13 protein-coding genes are annotated in these 19,018 nt (G+C 70.9%); 3 read left to right on the top strand and 10 right to left on the bottom strand.

The features are described 5' to 3' along the window. Positions 1 to 102: 102 nt before the first annotated feature. The 5 genes from ffh to nsdA all read right to left on the bottom strand — a co-directional run bounded on the left by ffh (position 103) and on the right by nsdA (position 7,720). A complete protein-coding gene (gene ffh, locus MKW14_RS21670) occupies positions 103 to 1,668 on the bottom strand; it encodes a signal recognition particle protein (protein ID WP_240864686.1) in 1,566 nt (521 codons plus the stop codon). Positions 1,669 to 1,761: 93 nt separating this feature from the next. Next, positions 1,762 to 4,209 (bottom strand): [protein-PII] uridylyltransferase, encoded by a 2,448-nt coding sequence (locus MKW14_RS21665; RefSeq protein WP_240864684.1) that lies wholly within the window; start codon positions 4,207 to 4,209, stop codon positions 1,762 to 1,764. Between the two features lie 24 nt (positions 4,210 to 4,233). Next, positions 4,234 to 4,572 (bottom strand): P-II family nitrogen regulator, encoded by a 339-nt coding sequence (locus MKW14_RS21660; RefSeq protein WP_133046785.1) that lies wholly within the window; start codon positions 4,570 to 4,572, stop codon positions 4,234 to 4,236. Beyond that, a complete protein-coding gene (locus MKW14_RS21655) occupies positions 4,569 to 5,909 on the bottom strand; it encodes an ammonium transporter (RefSeq protein WP_240864683.1) in 1,341 nt (446 codons plus the stop codon). The genes MKW14_RS21660 and MKW14_RS21655 overlap by 4 nt, the downstream gene beginning before the upstream one ends. Before the next feature lie 332 nt (positions 5,910 to 6,241). Next, complete coding sequence (nsdA, locus tag MKW14_RS21650; protein ID WP_240864682.1) at positions 6,242 to 7,720, bottom strand: transcriptional repressor NsdA; 1,479 nt, start codon at positions 7,718 to 7,720, stop codon at positions 6,242 to 6,244. 447 nt (positions 7,721 to 8,167) lie between these two features. Between nsdA and MKW14_RS21645 the strand changes: the two genes are divergently transcribed. Further along, positions 8,168 to 8,824, top strand: coding sequence for a bifunctional DNA primase/polymerase (locus MKW14_RS21645; protein ID WP_240864681.1), 657 nt, complete (start codon positions 8,168 to 8,170; stop codon positions 8,822 to 8,824). Positions 8,825 to 8,908: 84 nt separating this feature from the next. Here MKW14_RS21645 and ftsY read toward each other — a convergent pair whose 3' ends face one another. After that, positions 8,909 to 10,111 (bottom strand): signal recognition particle-docking protein FtsY, encoded by a 1,203-nt coding sequence (gene ftsY / locus MKW14_RS21640; protein WP_240864679.1) that lies wholly within the window; start codon positions 10,109 to 10,111, stop codon positions 8,909 to 8,911. 152 nt (positions 10,112 to 10,263) lie between these two features. Between ftsY and MKW14_RS21635 the strand changes: the two genes are divergently transcribed. Then, entirely contained in the window at positions 10,264 to 11,235 is a 972-nt protein-coding gene (locus tag MKW14_RS21635) for an LLM class flavin-dependent oxidoreductase (protein WP_240864676.1), read from the top strand. Between the two features lie 103 nt (positions 11,236 to 11,338). On the opposite strand, the gene MKW14_RS21630 is transcribed toward MKW14_RS21635, so the two are convergent. The 4 genes from MKW14_RS21630 to MKW14_RS21615 form a co-directional block, all read right to left on the bottom strand. Further along, positions 11,339 to 12,757, bottom strand: a complete 1,419-nt coding sequence (locus MKW14_RS21630) for a sugar porter family MFS transporter (RefSeq protein WP_240864674.1) — start codon at positions 12,755 to 12,757, stop codon at positions 11,339 to 11,341. A gap of 186 nt (positions 12,758 to 12,943) precedes the next feature. Further along, a complete protein-coding gene (gene smc, locus MKW14_RS21625) occupies positions 12,944 to 16,555 on the bottom strand; it encodes a chromosome segregation protein SMC (RefSeq protein ID WP_240864671.1) in 3,612 nt (1,203 codons plus the stop codon). A 220-nt stretch (positions 16,556 to 16,775) separates the two neighbouring features. After that, positions 16,776 to 16,979 carry a hypothetical protein gene (locus MKW14_RS21620; RefSeq protein WP_016432419.1) on the bottom strand — a complete coding sequence of 68 codons (204 nt, stop codon included), beginning with the start codon at positions 16,977 to 16,979 and terminating at the stop codon, positions 16,776 to 16,778. Positions 16,980 to 17,362: 383 nt separating this feature from the next. Then, positions 17,363 to 17,644, bottom strand: a complete 282-nt coding sequence (locus MKW14_RS21615; protein ID WP_133046777.1) for an acylphosphatase — start codon at positions 17,642 to 17,644, stop codon at positions 17,363 to 17,365. Positions 17,645 to 17,813: 169 nt separating this feature from the next. Between MKW14_RS21615 and MKW14_RS21610 the strand changes: the two genes are divergently transcribed. Beyond that, entirely contained in the window at positions 17,814 to 18,926 is a 1,113-nt protein-coding gene (locus MKW14_RS21610) for a CAP domain-containing protein (protein WP_240864670.1), read from the top strand. Positions 18,927 to 19,018 lie beyond the last annotated feature (92 nt).

Here is a 19,018-nt window from a genome sequence, read left to right as displayed (position 1 = left end):
AACTCTCATGGAGACTCCGCGCTCAGCCCATGGGGTCCACGCTCAGCCCACGGACTTCTCGATCAGCCCGTGAACCTCTCGATCAGCCCATGAACCTCTCGATCAGCCCATGAACTTCTTGAACTCGTCCGGCAGCTCGAAGTCCTGCCCGCCCTGCTGACCCGGCAGCCCGAAGGCACCGCCCGGCACGGCACCGCCCTGGGCGGCGGCGGCCCGGCGCGCGGCCTCCTCCTGCTCCTGCTGCTTGCGCTTCATCGGGTTGCCGGAGCGCTGCTTGCCCTTGGCCTTCTTCGGCTGCTTCCGGCTGCGGCCGGGACCGCCGCCCATGCCGGGGATCCCCGGCATCCCGGGCATGCCGCCGCCCTGGGCCATGCGGGACATCATCTTGCGGGCCTCGAAGAACCGCTCGACGAGGTTCTTGACGGCGCTGACCTCGACGCCGGAACCCTTGGCGATACGGGCGCGGCGGGAGCCGTTGATGATCGTCGGGTCCTGGCGCTCGCCCGGGGTCATCGACTTGATGATGGCGGCCGTGCGGTCGACGTCCCGCTCGTCGATGTTGTTGATCTGCTCCTTGATCTGGCCCATGCCGGGCATCATGCCGAGCAGCTTGCTGATGCTGCCCATCTTCCTGACCTGCTCCATCTGGGCCAGGAAGTCGTCCAGGGTGAAGTCCTGGCCCTTCTTGGAGGCGAGCTTGGAGGCCATCTTCGCGGCCTCTTCCTCGCTGAACTCCTTCTGCGCCTTCTCGAACAGGGTGGCGAGGTCACCCATGTCGAGGATGCGGCCGGCCATCCGGTCCGGGTGGAAGACGTCGAAGTCGTCCAGCTTCTCGCCGTTCGAGGCGAACATGATCGGCTTGCCGGTGACCGAGGCGATCGACAGGGCCGCACCACCGCGGGCGTCACCGTCGAGCTTGGAGAGGACCACGCCGTCGAAGCCGACGCCGTCGCGGAAGGCCTCCGCGGTGTTGACGGCGTCCTGACCGATCATCGCGTCGACGACGAAGAGGATCTCGTCCGGCGAGACCGCGTCCCGGATGTCCGCGGCCTGCTGCATCATCTCCTGGTCGATGCCGAGGCGGCCGGCGGTGTCGACGATGACGATGTCGTGGAGCTTGGTGCGAGCGTGCTGGACGGAGTCCTCGGCGACCTTGACCGGGTCGCCCACGCCGTTGCCCGGCTCGGGGGCGAAGACGGCGACGCCCGCACGCTCGGCGACGACGCTGAGCTGGTTGACCGCGTTCGGGCGCTGGAGGTCGGCGGCGACCAGGAGCGGCGAGTGGCCCTCTTCCTTGAGGTGCATGGCCAGCTTGCCCGCGAGGGTGGTCTTACCGGCACCCTGCAGACCCGCGAGCATGATCACGGTCGGGGGCTGCTTGGCGAAGCGCAGCCGGCGGGTCTGGCCGCCCAGGATGGTGACGAGCTCTTCGTTGACGATGTCGAGGACCCGCTGGGCGGGGTACCGCGTGGCGGAGAGCTCGGGGCCGAGGGCGCGTTCCTTGACGTTCTTGATGAAGGCCCGGACGACCGGCAGGGCCACGTCCGCCTCGAGCAGCGCGATGCGGATCTCGCGCGCGGTGGCGTCGATGTCCGCCTCGCTCAGACGCCCCTTGCCGCGCAGATTCTTGAAGGTCGCTGAAAGGCGATCGGAGAGAGTGTCGAACACGGCGGCGTCGGTCCTCGGAGTCGGGGTCAGTGTGAGCGCCTTCCAGGGTATCCGGACCGGCAGGACAATCGCCCCCGCCCGGCACCTTCGAGGTCACCCCCGCAGCGTCTCCTCCAGTTTCCGGGCCACCGAGGCAGCTTCCTCGGTGGGCAGGGGGGTGCCCTCGGGGGTGGTGACGTAGAAGGCGTCCACGGCGTTGGCGCCCAGCGTCGACACGTGCATGCTGCGCACCCGTACCTTCGCGTCGTCCAGCGCCCGTCCGATCCGGTGCAGCAGGCCCGGGGCGTCCTGGGCGCGCACCTCGATCACCGTGGCGTGCCGGGAGGCGGCCGGGGCGACCGTCACACGGGGCGGCGGGGCCACGACACCCCGGCGGCGCGGATAGGCGGCGTCCCGCTCGGCCAGGCGCCCCGCGATGTCCAGGGAGCCGTCCAGGGCCCGTACGAGGTCGGCCCGCAGGCGCGCGGCCTGCGGCAGGGAGCCGTACTCGGCGGCCACCCGCCAGTCCAGCAGCAGGACCGAGCCCTCGACGCCGTCCGGCAGGTCCAGCGCCCGCAGTTCCGCCGTGCGCACGGTCAGCCGGTGCACGGCGAGGACGCCGGCGACCGCGGGCAGCACGCCCGGCTGGTCCGGTACGGCGATCAGCAGCTCCACGCCGAGCGGTTCGGGGTCTCCGGAGGGCTGGTCCTCGGCCGGCGGCTCGGTCTGGGCGCGCAGGGACAGTACGGGTGAGCCCGTGGCGACCGCCTCGATGGCGAGCCGTTCCTGTTCGGCGGTGGGCGCGGCGGCCTCGGGCTCGTCGGGGACGTCCCCGGCGAGGACCGCGGAGACCCGCTTCACGAGGTCGGCGACGAGCGAGCCCCGCCAGGACGACCAGGCGGCCGGTCCGGTGGCCAGCGCGTCCGCCTCGGTCAGCGCGTGCAGCAGCTCCAGCGTCCCCTGCGTACCGACCGCGTCGGCGACAGACCGCACGGTGGCCGGGTCCTCCAGGTCGCGCCGGGTGGCGGTGTCGACGAGCAGCAGATGGTGCCGTACCAGGGTCGCGAGCACGGCGACGTCGTCGCGGTCGAAGCCGATCCGGGCCGCCACGTCACGCGCGATGATCTCGCCGGCCACCGAGTGGTCGCCGGGCCAGCCCTTGCCGATGTCGTGCAGCAGCGCGGCGACCAGGAGCAGGTCGGGACGGTGGACGCGGCGGGTGAACTCGGAGGCGCGCACGGCCGTTTCGATGAGGTGCCGGTCGACGGTCCAGATGTGCACGGCGTTGCGCTGCGGCCGGCACCGCACCCGCTCCCAGTCCGGCAGCAGCCGGGTGATCAGCCCCTCCGCCTCCAGGGCCTCCCAGACGTCGATGGTCGGATGACCGGAGCCGAGCAGGGTCACCAGCTGTTCGCGCGCCTCGGCGGGCCAGGGCGTGGGCAGGGGGCGCGCGATGGACGCCATGCGCCGTACGGCGTGCAGGGAGAGCGGGAGTCCGGCCTGCGCGGCGGCGGCCGCGGCGCGCAGCGGCAGGACGGGGTCGCGCTCGGGGCGCGCGGCGCGGGCGAGCACCACCTCGCCGTCCTGCTCGACCACGCCCTCGGCCAGCGGGGAGCGTTCGGGGACCGGCTTGCCGCCGCCCAGCATGGCGCGCAGCCGCGGCCGCACGGCGCGCGACCTGAGCACGCGCCCCACCTCGCGCCAGGTGACGTCACTGGCGTACGAGATCACGCGCGCCGCCTCGTAGACCTGGCGCAGCAGCGTGTCCGCGTCCAGCAGGCCGAGCTCGGCGGCGACCTGGTCCTGTTCCTGGAGCGCGAGCCGGTCGGTCGCACGCCCCGTCGTGAGGTGGAGCGCGTCACGCACGTCGAGGAGCCGGCGCCGGGCGTCGTCGAGGCCCTCGCGCGGGGCGTCGGCCAGCCAGGAGGCGGCGACGGCGCGCAGGGTGGTGGCGTCGCGCAGCCCGCCGCGCGCCTCCTTCAGGTCCGGTTCCAGGAGGTACTGCAGCTCGCCCTGGCGTTCGGCGCGCTCGGCGCACAGTTCCTGCAGTTCGGGCAGGCGCTTGGGCGCCTGGTTGCGCCAGTCGGCGAGGACGGCGGTGCGCAGACCGGCGGTGAGACCGAGGTCGCCGGCGATGTGGCGGGCGTCCAGGAGGCCGAGTTGGACTTTCAGGTCCTCCCCGGCGGTCCTGCGGGCCTCCCCCGGGGTGCGCACGGAGTGGTCGAGGGAGAGACCGAGGTCCCAGACGGGGTACCAGAGGCGGTCGGCGAGGGCGGCGACCGCCTTGCTGTCGCTGCCGTCATGGAGGAGCAGCAGGTCCAGGTCGCTGCGCGGGGACAGCTCGCCGCGCCCGTATCCGCCGACGGCGACCAGGGAGACCCCGCGCAGCCCCTCGGCTCCGGCTGCGAAGAGCCCCGTCAGCCAGTCGTCCGTCAGCGCGGACAGGGCCGCACGGCGCGGCGGCCCGGACCGCTCCCCCTCGGTGAGGAGGTGCAGCCGGGCCGCCGCGTAGCCGCTGGGTCCCGAGTCTTCTGCTTCGTTGTGCACGTCCGTACTCGACACCCAGGGGCTCCTGTTCTTCTTCTGTCAGAGCGCGTCGGGGCCGCGCTCGCCGGTCCGCACCCGGACCGCCGTCTCGACCGGGATCGACCAGACCTTGCCGTCACCGATCTTGCCGGTGCGGGCCGCCTTGACGACGACCTCGATCAGCTGCTCGGCGTCGTCGTCCTCGGCCAGTACCTCGATACGGATCTTGGGCACCAGGTCGACGGTGTACTCGGCACCGCGGTAGACCTCGGTGTGGCCCCGCTGACGACCGTAACCGCTCGCCTCGGTGACCGTCAGGCCGTGGACCCCGAAGGCCTGGAGGGCTTCCTTGATCTCGTCGAGCCGGTGCGGCTTGACGACGGCGGTGATGAGCTTCATGCGTCCACCTTCTTGCTCTCCGTGGCGGCCAGGACCGAGGAGGCGGATCCGGCGATGCCGCCGCCCGCGCCGCTGAAGTCGTATGCGGTCTCGGCGTGCTCGGCCTGGTCGATGCCGGCGACCTCGGCGTCCTCGGTGACCCGCATACCGATGGTCTTGTCGAGGAGGAAGGCGAGGACCGCGGAGGCGATCAGGGAGTAGGCGAGGACCGCGCCGACACCGGCGCACTGCTTCCACAGCTGGGTGAAGGAGTGGTCGCCGTAGAAGACACCGGTCGCGGCGGACTGGCCCTTGCCGGTGGCGAAGAAGCCGATGAGCAGGGAGCCGATGATGCCGCCGACCATGTGGACGCCGACCACGTCGAGGGAGTCGTCGTAGCCGAACTTGAACTTCAGGCCGACCGCGGCGGCGCAGGCGACACCGGCGATGGCACCGACCGCGATCGCGCCGATCGGGGAGACCGCGCCACCGGACGGGGTGATGGCGACCAGACCGGCGACCGCGCCGGAGGCGGCGCCCAGGGTGGTGAACGCGCCGTGGCGGATCTTCTCGTAGGCGAGCCAGGCGAGCATGGCGGCAGCGGTGGCGACCTGCGTGTTGACGAACATCAGCGCGCCGACGCCGTCGTCGTTGCCGAGCCAGGAGCCCGCGTTGAAGCCGAACCAGCCGAACCACAGCAGACCGGCGCCGAGCATGACCAGCGGGAGGCTGTGCGGGCGCATCGGGTCCTTCTTGAAGCCGACGCGCTTGCCGATGACCAGGATGACGCCGAGGGCGCCGGCACCGGCGTTGATGTGGACCGCGGTACCACCGGCGAAGTCGATCACACCGAGCTTGAAGGCCCAGCCGTCGGCGCCCCACACCCAGTGGGCGACGGGGACGTAGACGATCGTCAGCCACAGGGCGACGAAGAGCGCCCAGGCCGAGAACTTGACGCGGTCCGCGAGGGCGCCGCTTATCAGGGCCGGCGTGATGATCGCGAACATCATCTGGAAGACCATGAACACGAAGATCGGGATGGTGTAGCCGGGCCAGAGCTCCGTGAGGCCGATCTTGCGGAGTCCGAACCAGTCGGAGTCCCAGCCGATCAGGCTGTTGTTCGTGCCGAAGGCGAGGGAGAAACCGTAGAGCACCCACAGAATGGTCACGATGCCCATGCTGATGAAGCTCATCATCAGCATGTTCAGGGTGCTCTTGACCCGGACCATGCCTCCGTAGAAGAAGGCGAGACCCGGGGTCATGATCAGCACCAGGGCGGATGCGATCAGCATGAAACCTGTGTTGGCGGATGACAGCTTGGGTGCCTCCGCGGCAAGCGTGATGGCGGCTGATGCCATCGGCGTCTCCTCGTCGGTTGTACGGCCCCGTGCGGGTCGGAGCGTGTGAGCGGTCCGGTCATGAGGGGTGGGCCGGTTATGCGCCATGAGATTGGCGCAGCGCGGTTTCGGTGGAAGCCCCTGGTTGTTTCACCGGAGTGACGAAGACGCCCTGTGTGTTACGCGTCGATGAACTGCCGGATGTCCGGCTGCGCGATCGTTATCGTGGCGCAACCTTCGCGAAGGGCGGGAACCGGCCGCGGACGGCCTTCCGACGACCTGGCATGGGGGAGCCGAGTCGGGCAGTTCGGGAGGGCCGGCCGCGGCCGGGGTTCAGGTGTTTTCCGGTCGGGTCAGACCGCTTCGGCGTTCTCCGGGAGCTCGACGGCGAGCTTCTCGGTGAGGTCGACGACCTCGGCCAGCTCCCCGAAGTCGCGTACGGCCGTGTCGACCGTCTTTCGGATACGAGTGTTCACGCGCTCGGAGCGGACCTTCTTGGCGATGCGCATGGCCTGCTCGGCCAGCACCGCGCTCTGCTCGGGTTCACGCCGCAGCAGGTGCACGGTGGCCATGCCGATGAGGTTGAGCGCGTACGACCGCTGGTGCTCGCTGTCCGCCGCGAACAGCTCGACCGCCCGCTGCATCAGCGGCTCGGCCAGCGAGGCGTAGGCGGGGCTGCGCCCGGCGACATAGGCGAGGTCGCGGAAGGAGTGGCTGTTCTCCCCGTACAGCTCGGCCTCGGAGAAGAAGCGGATCCAGTCGGGGTCCGGGTCGTCCCAGTCGTCGACGTCGGCGAAGGTGTCCTCGGCCATCCGCACGGCGCGCTTGCACTTGCCGGGCTGGCCCATGTTGGCGTACGCACGGGCCTCCATCGCATACAGCATCGACTGGGTGCGCGGGCTCGCGCAGTCCCGGCTGCCGTACTGCGCGAGGTGGATCAGTTCCAGGGCGTCGTCGGGCCGGCCGAGGTGGATCATCTGGCGGCTCATGCTGGACAGGACGTACGAACCGAGGGGCTTGTCGCCGGCCTCCTTGGCCGCGTGCAGGGCGAGCACGAAGTACTTCTGGGCGGTGGGCTGCAGCCCGACGTCGTACGACATCCAGCCGGCCAGCTCGGCCAGCTCGGCGGCGACCTCGAACAGCCTGCGGGTGGTCTCCTCGGGCTGGGGCTCCTGCAGCAGGTCGGTCACCTCGTGCAGCTGGCCGACGACCGCCTTGCGGCGCAGGCCGCCGCCGCACTGGGCGTCCCACTGGCGGAACATGACCGTGGTGGACTCGAGGAGTTCCAGCTCGGGCCTGGACAGGCGGCCGCGGGCCCGGCTGACGGGCTCGGGCTCCGGCTGCGGGGTCTGCGGCGCGGGCACCAGCCAGCGCTGCATCGGCTCGATGAGGGACGGGCCCGCCGACAGCACCAGCGAGCTCCCGAGGAAGCCGCGCCGCGCCAGCATCAGGTCGCTGCGCGAGAACTCGCTGAGCAGAGCGACTGTCTGCGGGCCCGTCCAGGGCAGGTCGACGCCGGACACGGACGGTGACTGACGTGCCGCGCGCAGGCCGAGGTCCTCGACGGAGACCACGCACCCGAAGCGCTCGGAGAACAGCTCGGACAGGATTCTGGGGATGGGTTCGCGGGGGTTCTCGCCGTCCAGCCAGCGGCGCACCCGGGAGGTGTCGGTGGAGATGTGGTTGGCGCCCAACTGGCGTGCCCTGCGGTTGACCTGACGGGCCAGCTCGCCCTTCGACCAGCCGCTGCGGACGAACCACGACGTGAGCAGCTCGTTCGGGCGCTTGTCCGTGCTGGTCGCGGTCGTCCCGCCTCCGCCGTTGCCGCTCACTGGAACGCCCCCATCCCTGAGACCACTTGTCGCTGAGTGCGCCAAGCCCTATCAGAATGCCGGTGCACACGGCCGCCCGTCCGCCGGTTCTCACCCTTCGAACGCGATGCCGAGTTGCCTCCGGCATACCCACGAGTGCATGTGCCCCCAGGACTCGTGCACTCAAAGTAATCCTACGATCACGCGTCCAGCCATGGCGATCCCTGAAACGCCACCATTCGCCACCCCTTCGAATGAACTAACGGTCGCCTCGACGCGATTCACTTGACATAGGACGGCCGGAAGTAGGCGGAGCGATGCACTCGGGGGCGCGCGCGGTCGAGTTCACCACCTGGGGCACATCCGAGCGCCGCTCGGGACCGAGCGGAACCGGGGAGTCCGGACACAGACGGTCACGTTCCGCATCCGCGCCGTAACCACCGACGCGTCGGACACGTTGGAGGGGGCATGGGGTTCACGATCGGCGGCATCCGGGAGATCCGGTCCGGCACGCGCAGGCGCGGTCGCTCCTCGGAGTGCACCGCCGTCGCCGAGTACACCGGGCTGTGGGGCTGGGACGTGGTGGCGGGCGCGCGTGCCGCGGGCGGCCAGTGTTCCTGCGGCCGTGCCGACTGCCCCGCCCCCGGCGCGCACCCGCTGGACTTCGCACCCCCCGTGCCGGCCGGCGCCACCCTCGACGAAGTGACCAAGACCTGGGGCGAGTTCCCCGGCGCCGCGGTGATGCTGGAGGTCGGCCGGGCGTTCGACGTCATCGAGGTCGCCGAGCCCGCCGGGCACCGCGCCCTCGTCCGCCTCGAGCGCATGGGCCTCCCCGTCGGCCCGGTCGCCGCCGCCCCCGAGGGCCGCGCCCACTTCTTCGTCGCCCCGGGCGGCGCCGCCGAACTCCCCGCGCTGCTCTACCGCATGGGCTGGGACGACCCCACCTCCCTGGACCTGCGCGGCCTCGGCCCCGGCACCCAGATCACCGCGCCCCCCTCGGACCGGGCCGGCCTGGGCCCGGTCCGCTGGCTGCGCCCCCCGGCCCTGGACTCCGCGACGAGGCCACCGGCGGCCCGCCTCCTGCTGGGCACCCTGGCGTACGTGGCACACCGGTCGCGGGCGTAGCCGTACCCCCTCGGCCGTACACAGCGAAGCGCCCGCTCCCGACTGCACCTCGGGGCGGGCGCTTCTCCGGGGAGTGGGGGCCGGTCAGTCACCGATAAGGGCATCCACGAACGCCTCCGCCTCGAACGGGGCCAGGTCGTCCACGCCCTCGCCCAGACCGATCAGCTTCACCGGTACGCCCAGCTCGCGCTGGACGGCGACGACGATGCCGCCCTTGGCCGTGCCGTCGAGCTTGGTCAGGACGATGCCGGTGATGTCGACGACCTCGGCGAAGACCCGGGCCTGGACCAGACCGTTCTGCCCGGTGGTCGCGTCCAGCACCAGCAGCACCTCGTCCAGCGGGGCCTGCTTCTCGACGACCCGCTTGACCTTGCCGAGCTCGTCCATGAGGCCGGTCTTGGTGTGGAGACGGCCGGCGGTGTCGATGAGCACGACGTCCACGCCCATCTCCTTGCCCTCCTTCACCGCGTCGAAGGCGACGGAGGCGGGGTCGCCGCCCTCGGGCCCGCGCACGGTGTAGGCGCCGACGCGCTCGCCCCAGGTCTGCAGCTGGTCCGCCGCGGCGGCCCGGAAGGTGTCGGCGGCGCCCAGCACCACGCTGCGCCCGTCGGCGACGAGGACCCGGGCGAGCTTGCCGGTGGTGGTGGTCTTGCCGGTGCCGTTGACGCCGACGACCATCACGATGCCGGGCTTGCTGGTCTCCGGCTCGGTCCTCACCGTGCGGTCCATGCCGGGGTCGACCAGCTTGAGCAGCTCCGCGCGCAGCAGGCCGCGCAGTTCCTCGGGGGTGCGGGTGCCGAGCACCTTCACGCGCTCGCGCAGGCCGTCCACCAGTTCCTGGGTGGGCTGCACTCCGACGTCGGCGGTGAGCAGGACGTCCTCGATCTCCTCCCAGGTGTCCTCGTCCAGGTGCTCGCGGGACAGGAGGGCGAGCAGCCCCTTGCCGAGCGCGTTCTGGGAGCGGGAGAGGCGGGCACGGAGGCGGACGAGCCGGCCGGCGGTCGGCTCGGGCACCTCGATCTCGGGGACTTCCAGAGCCGGCGGTTCCTCGACGGTGACCGGCGCGGAGCCGTCCGGAAGATCCACCTCCTCTATCGTCCGGCGCGGTTCGTCGCGGGGCGTCTCGGCCTCGTCGCCGACGTGCGGCTCGGCCGGAGGGGCGGTGATGTCGGGCGCGGAGGGCGGCGGCGGGGGCAGCGGCTTCCTGCGCCGACTGCCGACGACAAGCCCACCGAGCGCGCCGAGCACGACCACGGCGATGACTACAGCAAGGATGACGGTTTCCATAACGCGTCCAGTATCGGCCATGGCCCCGGCCGAGCCCAGTTCGTACCTTCCTCCAAAAGTGCGAGCCGTGTGGAGGCTGCCCGGCTCTGGCTGTCTGACGCTCCGTCAGCTACCGTCCCCCGCACCACCCGCCCTGTGAAGGGGGACCCCCCATGCCCGTCACGGTCGTCCGCTTCAACCTCGTCGAGCCCGGCGCCACCCCCGCCACGCTCTCCGCCCGCTACCGGGCGGCCCTGGAGATGGCCGCCTACGCCGACGAGCACGGGATCACCACCGTGCAGACCGAGGAGCACCACGGCGTCGACAACAACTGGCTGCCGTCACCGTTCGTCTTCGCGGGCGCGGTCTTCGGCGCGACCCGGCGGATCGCGGTGACCGTGTCGGCGATCATCGGCCCGCTGCACGATCCGCTGCGGCTGGCCGAGGAGATCGCCGTGCTGGACCTGCTCAGCGGCGGCCGGCTGGTGACGGTCGCGGGGATCGGGTACCGCCCGGAGGAGTACGCGCTGTTCGACGTGGAGTGGAAACGCCGCGGGAGGATCCAGGACGAGGTGCTTCAGACGCTCCTGAAGGCCTGGACCGGCGAGGCGTTCGAGTACCGGGGCCGTACGGTACGGATCACCCCGCGCCCCTTCACCGACCCGCACCCCCTGTTGCTGGTCGGCGGCTCCTCGAAGGCCGCCGCCCGCCGGGCCGCCCGCCTCGGGCTCCCCTTCTTCCCGAGCGCGCACCTGCCGGAGCTGGAGGCCTACTACAAGGAACGGCTCGTGGAGTACGGCACCGAGGGCTGGACCATGATGCCGACCGCCGAGACCCCGCTGCTGCACATCGCCGAGGACCCGGACCGGGCCTGGGCCTCCTACGGCTCGCACTTCCTGCACGAGGCCCGGACCTACGCCTCCTGGCAGTCCGGGGACATCCGCTCGGCGGTGAAGTCGGCGGCCACGAGCGTGGACGAACTGCGCGCGGAGGGCGTCTACCGGATCCTGACCCCGGACCAGTGCGTGGAGCAGGGGCTCGACAACCTCGTCCTGCATCCGCTGTCCGGCGGCATGCCGGTGGACGAGGGATGGCGCAGCCTCCGGCTGTTCTGCGAGAACGTGCTGCCCCGGCTCGGTGAGTGAGCCGGGGCGGTACGTCCTACGGATACGGGGAGAAGGGCGGCGGGGACTTGGCCCCTCTCCCCGGGCCGGGGGGCCTCAGCCCATCTCCCCGGGCCGGGGGGCCTCAGCCCATCTCCTCCAGCGCCTTGCCCTTCGTCTCCTTGACGAACTTCAGGACGAAGGGGACGGAGAGCGCCGCGAAGACCGTGTAGATCACGTAGGTCGCGGAGAGGTTCCAGTCGGACAGCGACGGGAAGCTCGCGGTGATGGCCCAGTTGGCGATCCACTGAGCGGAGGCGGCCACGCCCAGGGCGGCGGCGCGGAGCTTGTTCGGGAACATCTCGCCGAGCATGACCCAGACGACCACACCCCAGGACAGGGCGAAGAAGAGCACGAAGACATGGGCGGCGACCAGGGCGGTCCAGCCCTGCGCGGCCGGCAGCTTGCCGTCCACCAGGTGGTACGAGAACGCCCAGGCCTCCAGCGCCAGACCGACGACCATGCCGACGGAGCCGATCAGGGCCAGCGGCTTGCGGCCGATCCGGTCCACGAAGATCATCGCGATCACGGTGCCGACGATGTTGATGATCGACGTCGTGAAGGAGTAGAAGAACGAGTCCGCCGGGTCGACACCGACCGACTGCCACAGCGTCGAGGAGTAGTAGAACGCGACGTTGATGCCGACGAACTGCTGGAAGACCGACAGTCCGATACCGACCCAGACGATCGGCTTGAAGAAGAAGCCGCCGCCGAGCAGGTCCTTGAAGGAGGACCTGTGCTCGCTGCGCATCGCCTGCTCGATCTCGGCGACCCGGCCGTCCAGGTCTGCGCTCTCGCCCTCGACCTCGGCGAGGATCTCACGGGCACGCTCGCGCCTGCCGACGGAGATCAGGAAGCGCGGCGACTCGGGGATGGCGAAGGAGAGCAGGCCGTACAGGACGGCCGGTATCACCATGACGCCCAGCATGACCTGCCAGGCCTCCAGGCCCATCAGCTTGCCGCGCTGGTCGCCGCCGGCCGCGTTGAGCAGGCCCCAGTTGACCAGCTGGGAGATGGCGATGCCGACGACGATGGCGGCCTGCTGGAAGGAGCCGAGCCGGCCCCGGTACGCCGGCGGGGCGACCTCGGCGATGTAGGCGGGGCCGATGACGGAGGCCATGCCGATGGCGAAGCCGCCGACGACGCGCCACAGGGCGAGGTCCCACAGGGCGAAGGGCAGCGCGGAGCCGACGGCGCTGATGGTGAACAGCACGGCGGCTATCTGCATGCAGCGGATGCGGCCGATGCGGTCGGCGATCCGGCCCGCGGTCGCGGCGCCGATGGCGCAGCCGATCAGGGCGATGGCGATGACCTGGGCGAGGGCCGCGGAGCCGATGTCGTAGCGGTCCCGGATGGCCTCGACGGCGCCGTTGATCACGGAACTGTCATAGCCGAAGAGGAAACCGCCCATCGCGGCCGCCGCCGCGATGAAGACGACATGCCCGAGATGATCGGGATGAGCCGAGCCGGCTCCTGACTTCTGCGCCTGCGCTGTGCTGGACACGTTCAACTCCTCGGGCCACCGGCCACGTCGCCGGTGAGGTCAGCTCTCCAGATAGGTGGTACCTGAAGCTAAATCCAACGTTGCTGACCTTATGCCTTCAACTCTCAAAATCAAACGCAGGGAAACGTGAGAACCAAGACACGATTCTGTGACTTACGTTCACTCCTTGAAGTAATGAGGGTTGGGTCAGCGCAACCGCTGGCTGATGACCTTCGAGACGCCGTCGCCCTGCATGGAGACGCCGTACAGCGCGTCGGCGACCTCCATCGTGCGCTTCTGGTGCGTGATCACGATGAGCTGCGAGGCCTCCTGCAGCTCCTGCATGATGCGGATGAGCCGCTGCAGGTTGGTGTCGTCGAGGGCGGCCTCGACCTCGTCCATGACGTAGAACGGGCTCGGACGGGCCTTGAAGATCGACACCAGCAGCGCGACGGCGGTCAGCGACCGCTCGCCACCCGAGAGCAGGCTCAGCCGCTTGACCTTCTTGCCGGGCGGCCGGGCCTCGACGTCGACGCCCGTGGTGAGCATGTTGTCGGGGTCGGTCAGCACGAGCCGTCCCTCGCCGCCGGGGAAGAGCCGGCCGAAGACGCCCTCGAACTCCCGGGCGGTGTCCCGGTAGGCCTCGGTGAAGACCTGCTCGACCCGCTCGTCGACCTCCTTCACGACCTGAAGGAGGTCGGCGCGGGTCTTCTTCAGGTCCTCCAGCTGCTCGCTGAGGAACTTGTGCCGCTCCTCCAGCGCGGCGAACTCCTCCAGCGCCAGCGGGTTGACCTTGCCGAGCTGCTGGTAGGCGCGCTCGGCCGCCTTCAGCCGCCGCTCCTGCTCGGCCCGGTGGAACGGCTTCGGCCGGTTGCGCGGATGCTCCGGGTCCTCGGGCAGCTCCTCGCCCTCGGCGGGCGGGGAGGGCGGTACGAGCTGGTGGGGGCCGTACTCGGAGACGAGCCCGGCGGGTTCGACGCCCAGTTCCTCCAGCGCCCTGGTCTCCAACTGCTCGATGCGCAGCCGCTTCTCGGCGCCGAGGACCTCACCGCGGTGCACGGAGTCGGTGAGCTTGTCGAGCTCCGCCTTCAGGTCACGGCCCGCGTTGCGGGCGGCAGTCAGCTCCTGCTCGCGCCGGGCCTTGGCGGCCTCCGCGGCGGTGCGCTCCTCGTCGGCGCGGGTGAGCGAGACCTCGACGTGCGCGAGCAGCTGGCGGGCACCGGAGGCGACGGCTTCGGCGACGGCCGCCTCGTGGCGCAGCCGGGCCCGCCGCTGCTCGGCACGCGCGCGTGCCTCGCGCTCCGCGCGGGCGGCGCGGTCGAGGGAGTCGGCGCGGCCGGCCAGACCCTTGACGCGTTCCTCGTGCGTACGGACCTGGAGGCGGGCCTCCATCTCGGTCTGGCGGGCGTTGGCGCCGTCGGCGGCGAGGCGGTCCCGGACGGAGGTGTCGGGCTCCTCCTCGACGGGCATCTCCTCGGCCACGGCGAGGCGTTCGGCGAGTTCCTCGACGTCCTGGAGGGCCTTGTCGAGGGCGTCCTGGGCGCGGGCCGCCGCCGCGACGGACCGCTCCGCCTCACCCGCGGCACCCCTGGCCTGCCCCGCGAGACGGCCGAGCTGCTGGGCCACGGCCGACTTCTCTCGGTCCGCCGCCCGGCGTCGCTCCCCCAGCTCCTCCACGAGCGCGGCGCATTCCCTGCGGCGCTCCTGTCCCGCGTGCTGGGCCCCGGTGAGGACCTCGCAGCGGACGGCCAGCTCTTCGAGTTCGGCGGCGGCCTCGTCGACGGAGGCCTGTACTTCGAGGAGGCTGGGGGCGCCCGCGGAGCCGCCGTGGGCGAAGTGGGCGCCGAGGAGGTCGCCTTCGGCGGTGACCGCGGTGAGGTGGGGCTGGGAGTAGACCAGTTCCTCGGCGTCTTCGAGGGTGGGGACTACGACGATGCCGCGCAGGAGGTGACGGACCGCCGGCATGAGGTCGGAGGGGGCGCGGACGAAATCTGCCGCGTAAGGGTGTCGGGCGTCTGCGGGCTCTTCGTGGCTGGTCGCGCCCCGCGGCGGAGCCGCACATTGTTGCAGCCCCGCGCCCCTGTGGGGCGCGTCTTCGGTACCCCCTGCCAGGAGCAGTGCCGCCCGTCCCCCGTCCTGCTTGCGGAGCAGGCGGATCGCGTCCGCCGCCGCTGACGGTGATGTGACCGCCAGGGCGTCCGCCGCCGTGCCGAAGGCCGCCGCCAGGGGGACCTCGTAGCCCGGGGTGACGGTCAGCAGCTCCGCCGCCGGGCCCAGCAGGCCGGAGAGACGGTCCTTCGCTGCCAGCAGGGCGCCCGTGCCGTCCTTGCGGCGCAGGCCCAGTGCCAGCGCCTCGTGGCGGGCCTGGGTCGCGGCGCGCTTGCGTTCCACCGCCGTCGCCGCCTCGCGGGCGGCGCTCAGCTGTTCCTCCGCCTCGGCCAGCGCGGCCTTGGCCGCCTCGTGCCGCTCGGCCAGTTCCGTGTCGCCGGCGTCGAGTTCGTCGACCTCGGCCTTCAGCGCCTCGTACTCCTCCTGGGCGGCGACCGCGCGCTCCTGTGCCTCGTCCCTCGCCGCGGCCAGCCGGTCGATCTCGGCCTGTGCGGAGGCGGCGCGCGAACGGGCCGCGTTGACCTGGCCGTTGAGGCGGGCGAGGCCCTCGCGGCGGTCGGCGATGGCGCGGGCCACGTCCTTCAGCCGCCGTTCCTCCTGGGTGAGTTCGCGTTCGAGTTCGGCGCGGTGGGCGACCGTGTCCTCCAGGGCGCGTTCGGCCGCCTCCAGGGCCGCCTCCAGCTCGGCCTCCTGTTCCCGGATCCGGGCGGCCTCACGCTCCATGTCCTCGGGGTCGCGTCCGCGCCGTTCCTCGGGGGGCGCGGAGGTGGCGCTCTTCACGCGGGCGTCGGCCAGCGAGATCGTGCCGCGTACGCGCTCGGCCAGCTGGGAGAGCTCGTACCAGGTCTGCTGGGCGCGCTGCAGGCGCGGGGTGAGCTGCCGTACCTCGTCCTCCAGGAGGGCCTCGCGCTGGAGGGCCTTCTTCAGCTCCTGCTCGGCGGCTTCCTTGCGCTCCTTCAGCGCGGCCTCGTCGGCGACCTCGGTCTGCAGTGCCTGGCGCAGTCGTACGAGATCGTCGGCCAGCAGGCGCAGCCGGGCGTCGCGCAGGTCGGCCTGGATGACGGCGGCCCGGCGGGCGACGGCGGCCTGCCGGCCAAGAGGCTTGAGCTGGCGGCGGAGTTCGTCGGTCAGGTCCTGCACGCGCGCGAGGTTGGCCTGCATCGCGTCGAGCTTGCGCAGGGCCTTCTCCTTGCGCTTGCGGTGCTTGAGGACGCCCGCGGCCTCCTCGATGAAGGCGCGGCGGCCCATGGGATCGGCGTGCAGGACGGAGTCGAGCTGGCCCTGGCCGACGATGACGTGCATCTCGCGGCCGATGCCGGAGTCGGAGAGGAGTTCCTGGATGTCCAGCAGGCGGCAGGTGTCGCCGTTGATCTGGTACTCGCTGCCGCCGTTGCGGAACATGATCCGCGTGATGGTGACCTCGGCGTACTCGATGGGCAGCGCGCCGTCGGAGTTGTCGATGGTCAGGGACACCTCGGCGCGGCCCAGCGGCGGGCGGCCGGTGGTGCCGGCGAAGATGACGTCCTCCATCTTGCCGCCGCGCAGCGACTTGGCGCCCTGCTCGCCCATCACCCAGCTGAGGGCGTCGACGACGTTGGACTTGCCCGAGCCGTTCGGTCCGACGACGCACGTGATCCCCGGTTCGAACCGGAGCGTGGTCGCCGAGGCGAACGACTTGAACCCGCGGAGGGTCAGGGCCTTGAGGTGCACGCCGCCGGACTCTACCTTCCGGGGTTGTCTCACTCCATGAACGTGCTGTCTTCCGCGGTTTCACCTTTGAACATGCAGGGCACATCAAACGTTGTAGAAGGTGAAAGGATGCGCGGGGGCAGGTAAGAAAGAAGGGACGCCGAAGCGTCCCTTGCAAATCTGACAACTTAGCGGTTGATACGGGCGGCCCAACCACTGCTGTCGTGGTGCGATGCAGTGATCAGGTGAGCGCAGGCTCCGCCTGGTGTGCGTCGATGCTCTCCATGATCCTGTCGTGAGAAGCGGCAGCCGCGAGCGCGTCGTTCTCGGCCTGGATCCGTACGAGCTCGGACTCCAGGTCCTGGACACGCTGCTGAAGCCGTCGCATCTCGGCGAGGAGTCGAGGGTCGGAGCCGCCGACGTAACCGAGAAGCGCCTTTGCCATGATGGATGGTCCTCCACACTGAGTGACCGACCGAAGCGGTGTGGGTCGTGAGGGAATCGCACCCGTGGTGCTTGACACTATGGAGTTCATGCTGCCGTTCATCCATGCCAAACAGCTAAGGTGCGCGGGGTGCTTTCAGCGTCTCACCAAAAAGTTTGACGGTCAACACGATCACGCCCCGGTTTGGCGGGCATCCCGGGGGCGCGCGGCCTGAGAGCGGCTGCGCTGCGACTCCTGCGGGCCCCTCGGGGCGTGGCGATCATCTTTGCGTGCGCAGCCTGCCAGAGCAACCGGTTCTTGGCAACCACCAGCGTCTTTCCGCTCCCGGCAGCTGCCGGCGGCATGCCCCTCCGCTGCCGCCTGGGCCGCTTTACAGAAAGCGGTCAGCGGATGGCGAAGCCGTCGTAACCCCCGCGAGGTGTGTCCCAGATCTCGGTGACGCCCTCCACGCGCCCGGGCGTGTCGTCACCCTGGAGCCAGTCCAGAAGTCCTTCACACGACTCCCGCGAGCCCTCCGCGACCACCTGCACCCGGCCGTCGCCCAAATTGAGAGCAAAACCACTCAGGCCGCCGAGCTCCAGCGCCTTGGCCCGCGTGAACCAGCGGAAACCCACACCTTGGACGCGTCCGCGCACCCAGGCGACCAGTCGTACATCCTCGCTCATGGGTGCAACCTAACGGGCCAATGTCTCTCCGGACACTTCCTCCTCTGGCGCCATGCGGTACCGTCCCCACCCAATGAATCTCATATGAAACTCACTCGAAGGAGTGAGCTGGGTCACCCGCAAGATCGTATCCGGCGGGTCGACCGACAGGACGAGGAAGGCAAGGAACATGGGACGCCACCGACGCTCCGCCGCCGGCCGCGCCGCCACGGGCCGCGCCACGGGGGTCACAGCGAGGAACGGCTCGCACGCCGGCAGTTACGACCCCCGGCAGTACTCGTACAGCTATGACCCGCCGGAGACCTCCGGGCCCGACGGCCCGCCCACGCTGGGCACGGCCCCGTATCTGAACACGGACGAGTACGCCGAGGCCTCCGCACGCAGTGCCGCGTACCTCTTCGCCAACGAGGACGACTACCGCACCGTCTTCCCGGACGACGACTTCACGCCCGACGGCGGGCGGGGGGCGTCGCGCCGGCGCCGGAAGCGGACCGTGACACCGGTGAAGACCGGGCTGCTCGGAGTCTCCGCGGCGGTCGCGATCGGCACGGTCGCGGTTGCCACGGGTGCGGTGCCGGGGCTCGACAACTACAAGCTCGGTGGCGGTGGCGGCGGAAAGGTGCAGGCCGCGAGCACGCCGAGCAACTCGGCCGCCGAGCAGGGCGGCACCTCCGGCAGCGTGCAGGGCCGGGACGACGGCTCCGCCACGAGCCGCGACGCCGACAGGTCGCCCACGCCCTCCGCCGCTCCCTCCACTCCGTCGGCCTCCGCGGCCGCCCCGACCGAGGCGCCGACGAAGAAGCCGAAGGCGACGCCGAGCAAGAAGCCCAAGACGACGCCCTCGCAGAAGGAGACCGCGCCGCCGAAGCAGTCGGCGGCCGCTCCCGCGGTGACGGTCTCCGCCCAGGCCGCGGCCGAGGCCGAGGTGCTCAAGCTCGTCAACGAGGAGCGGGCCAAGGTCGGCTGCAGCGCGGTGTCCGCGAACAGCACCCTGTCGGAGCTGGCGGAGAACTTCAGCGACGCCATGGCCGCGCAGAACTTCTTCGACCACACCGACCCCAGCGGCGCGACACCGTGGGACCGGGCCGCCAAGCTCGGCATCACCAACCTCGGCGGCGAGAACATAGCCCGGGGGCAGGCCGACGCGGCCGCGGTGATGGAGGCGTGGATGAGCAGCCCCGGCCACCGGGCGAACATCCTGAACTGCGACTTCAAGACCCTGGGGGTCGGTGTCCACTTCGGGACCGGCGGCCCCTGGTGGACGCAGGACTTCGGCTACTGAACGGTTACGAGACGAGGGCGTCCGAGCCGCCTTGCGCTAACCAGGAGTTAGCGCAACCTGTCGGTCAGCGCTGCGTTCGAGTACGCTTGTGG

This window comes from Streptomyces gilvus, assembly GCF_022513565.1.
In the GTDB taxonomy this organism is placed as follows: domain Bacteria; phylum Actinomycetota; class Actinomycetes; order Streptomycetales; family Streptomycetaceae; genus Streptomyces; species Streptomyces gilvus.
This window is presented reverse-complemented; position numbering and strand designations above follow the sequence as displayed.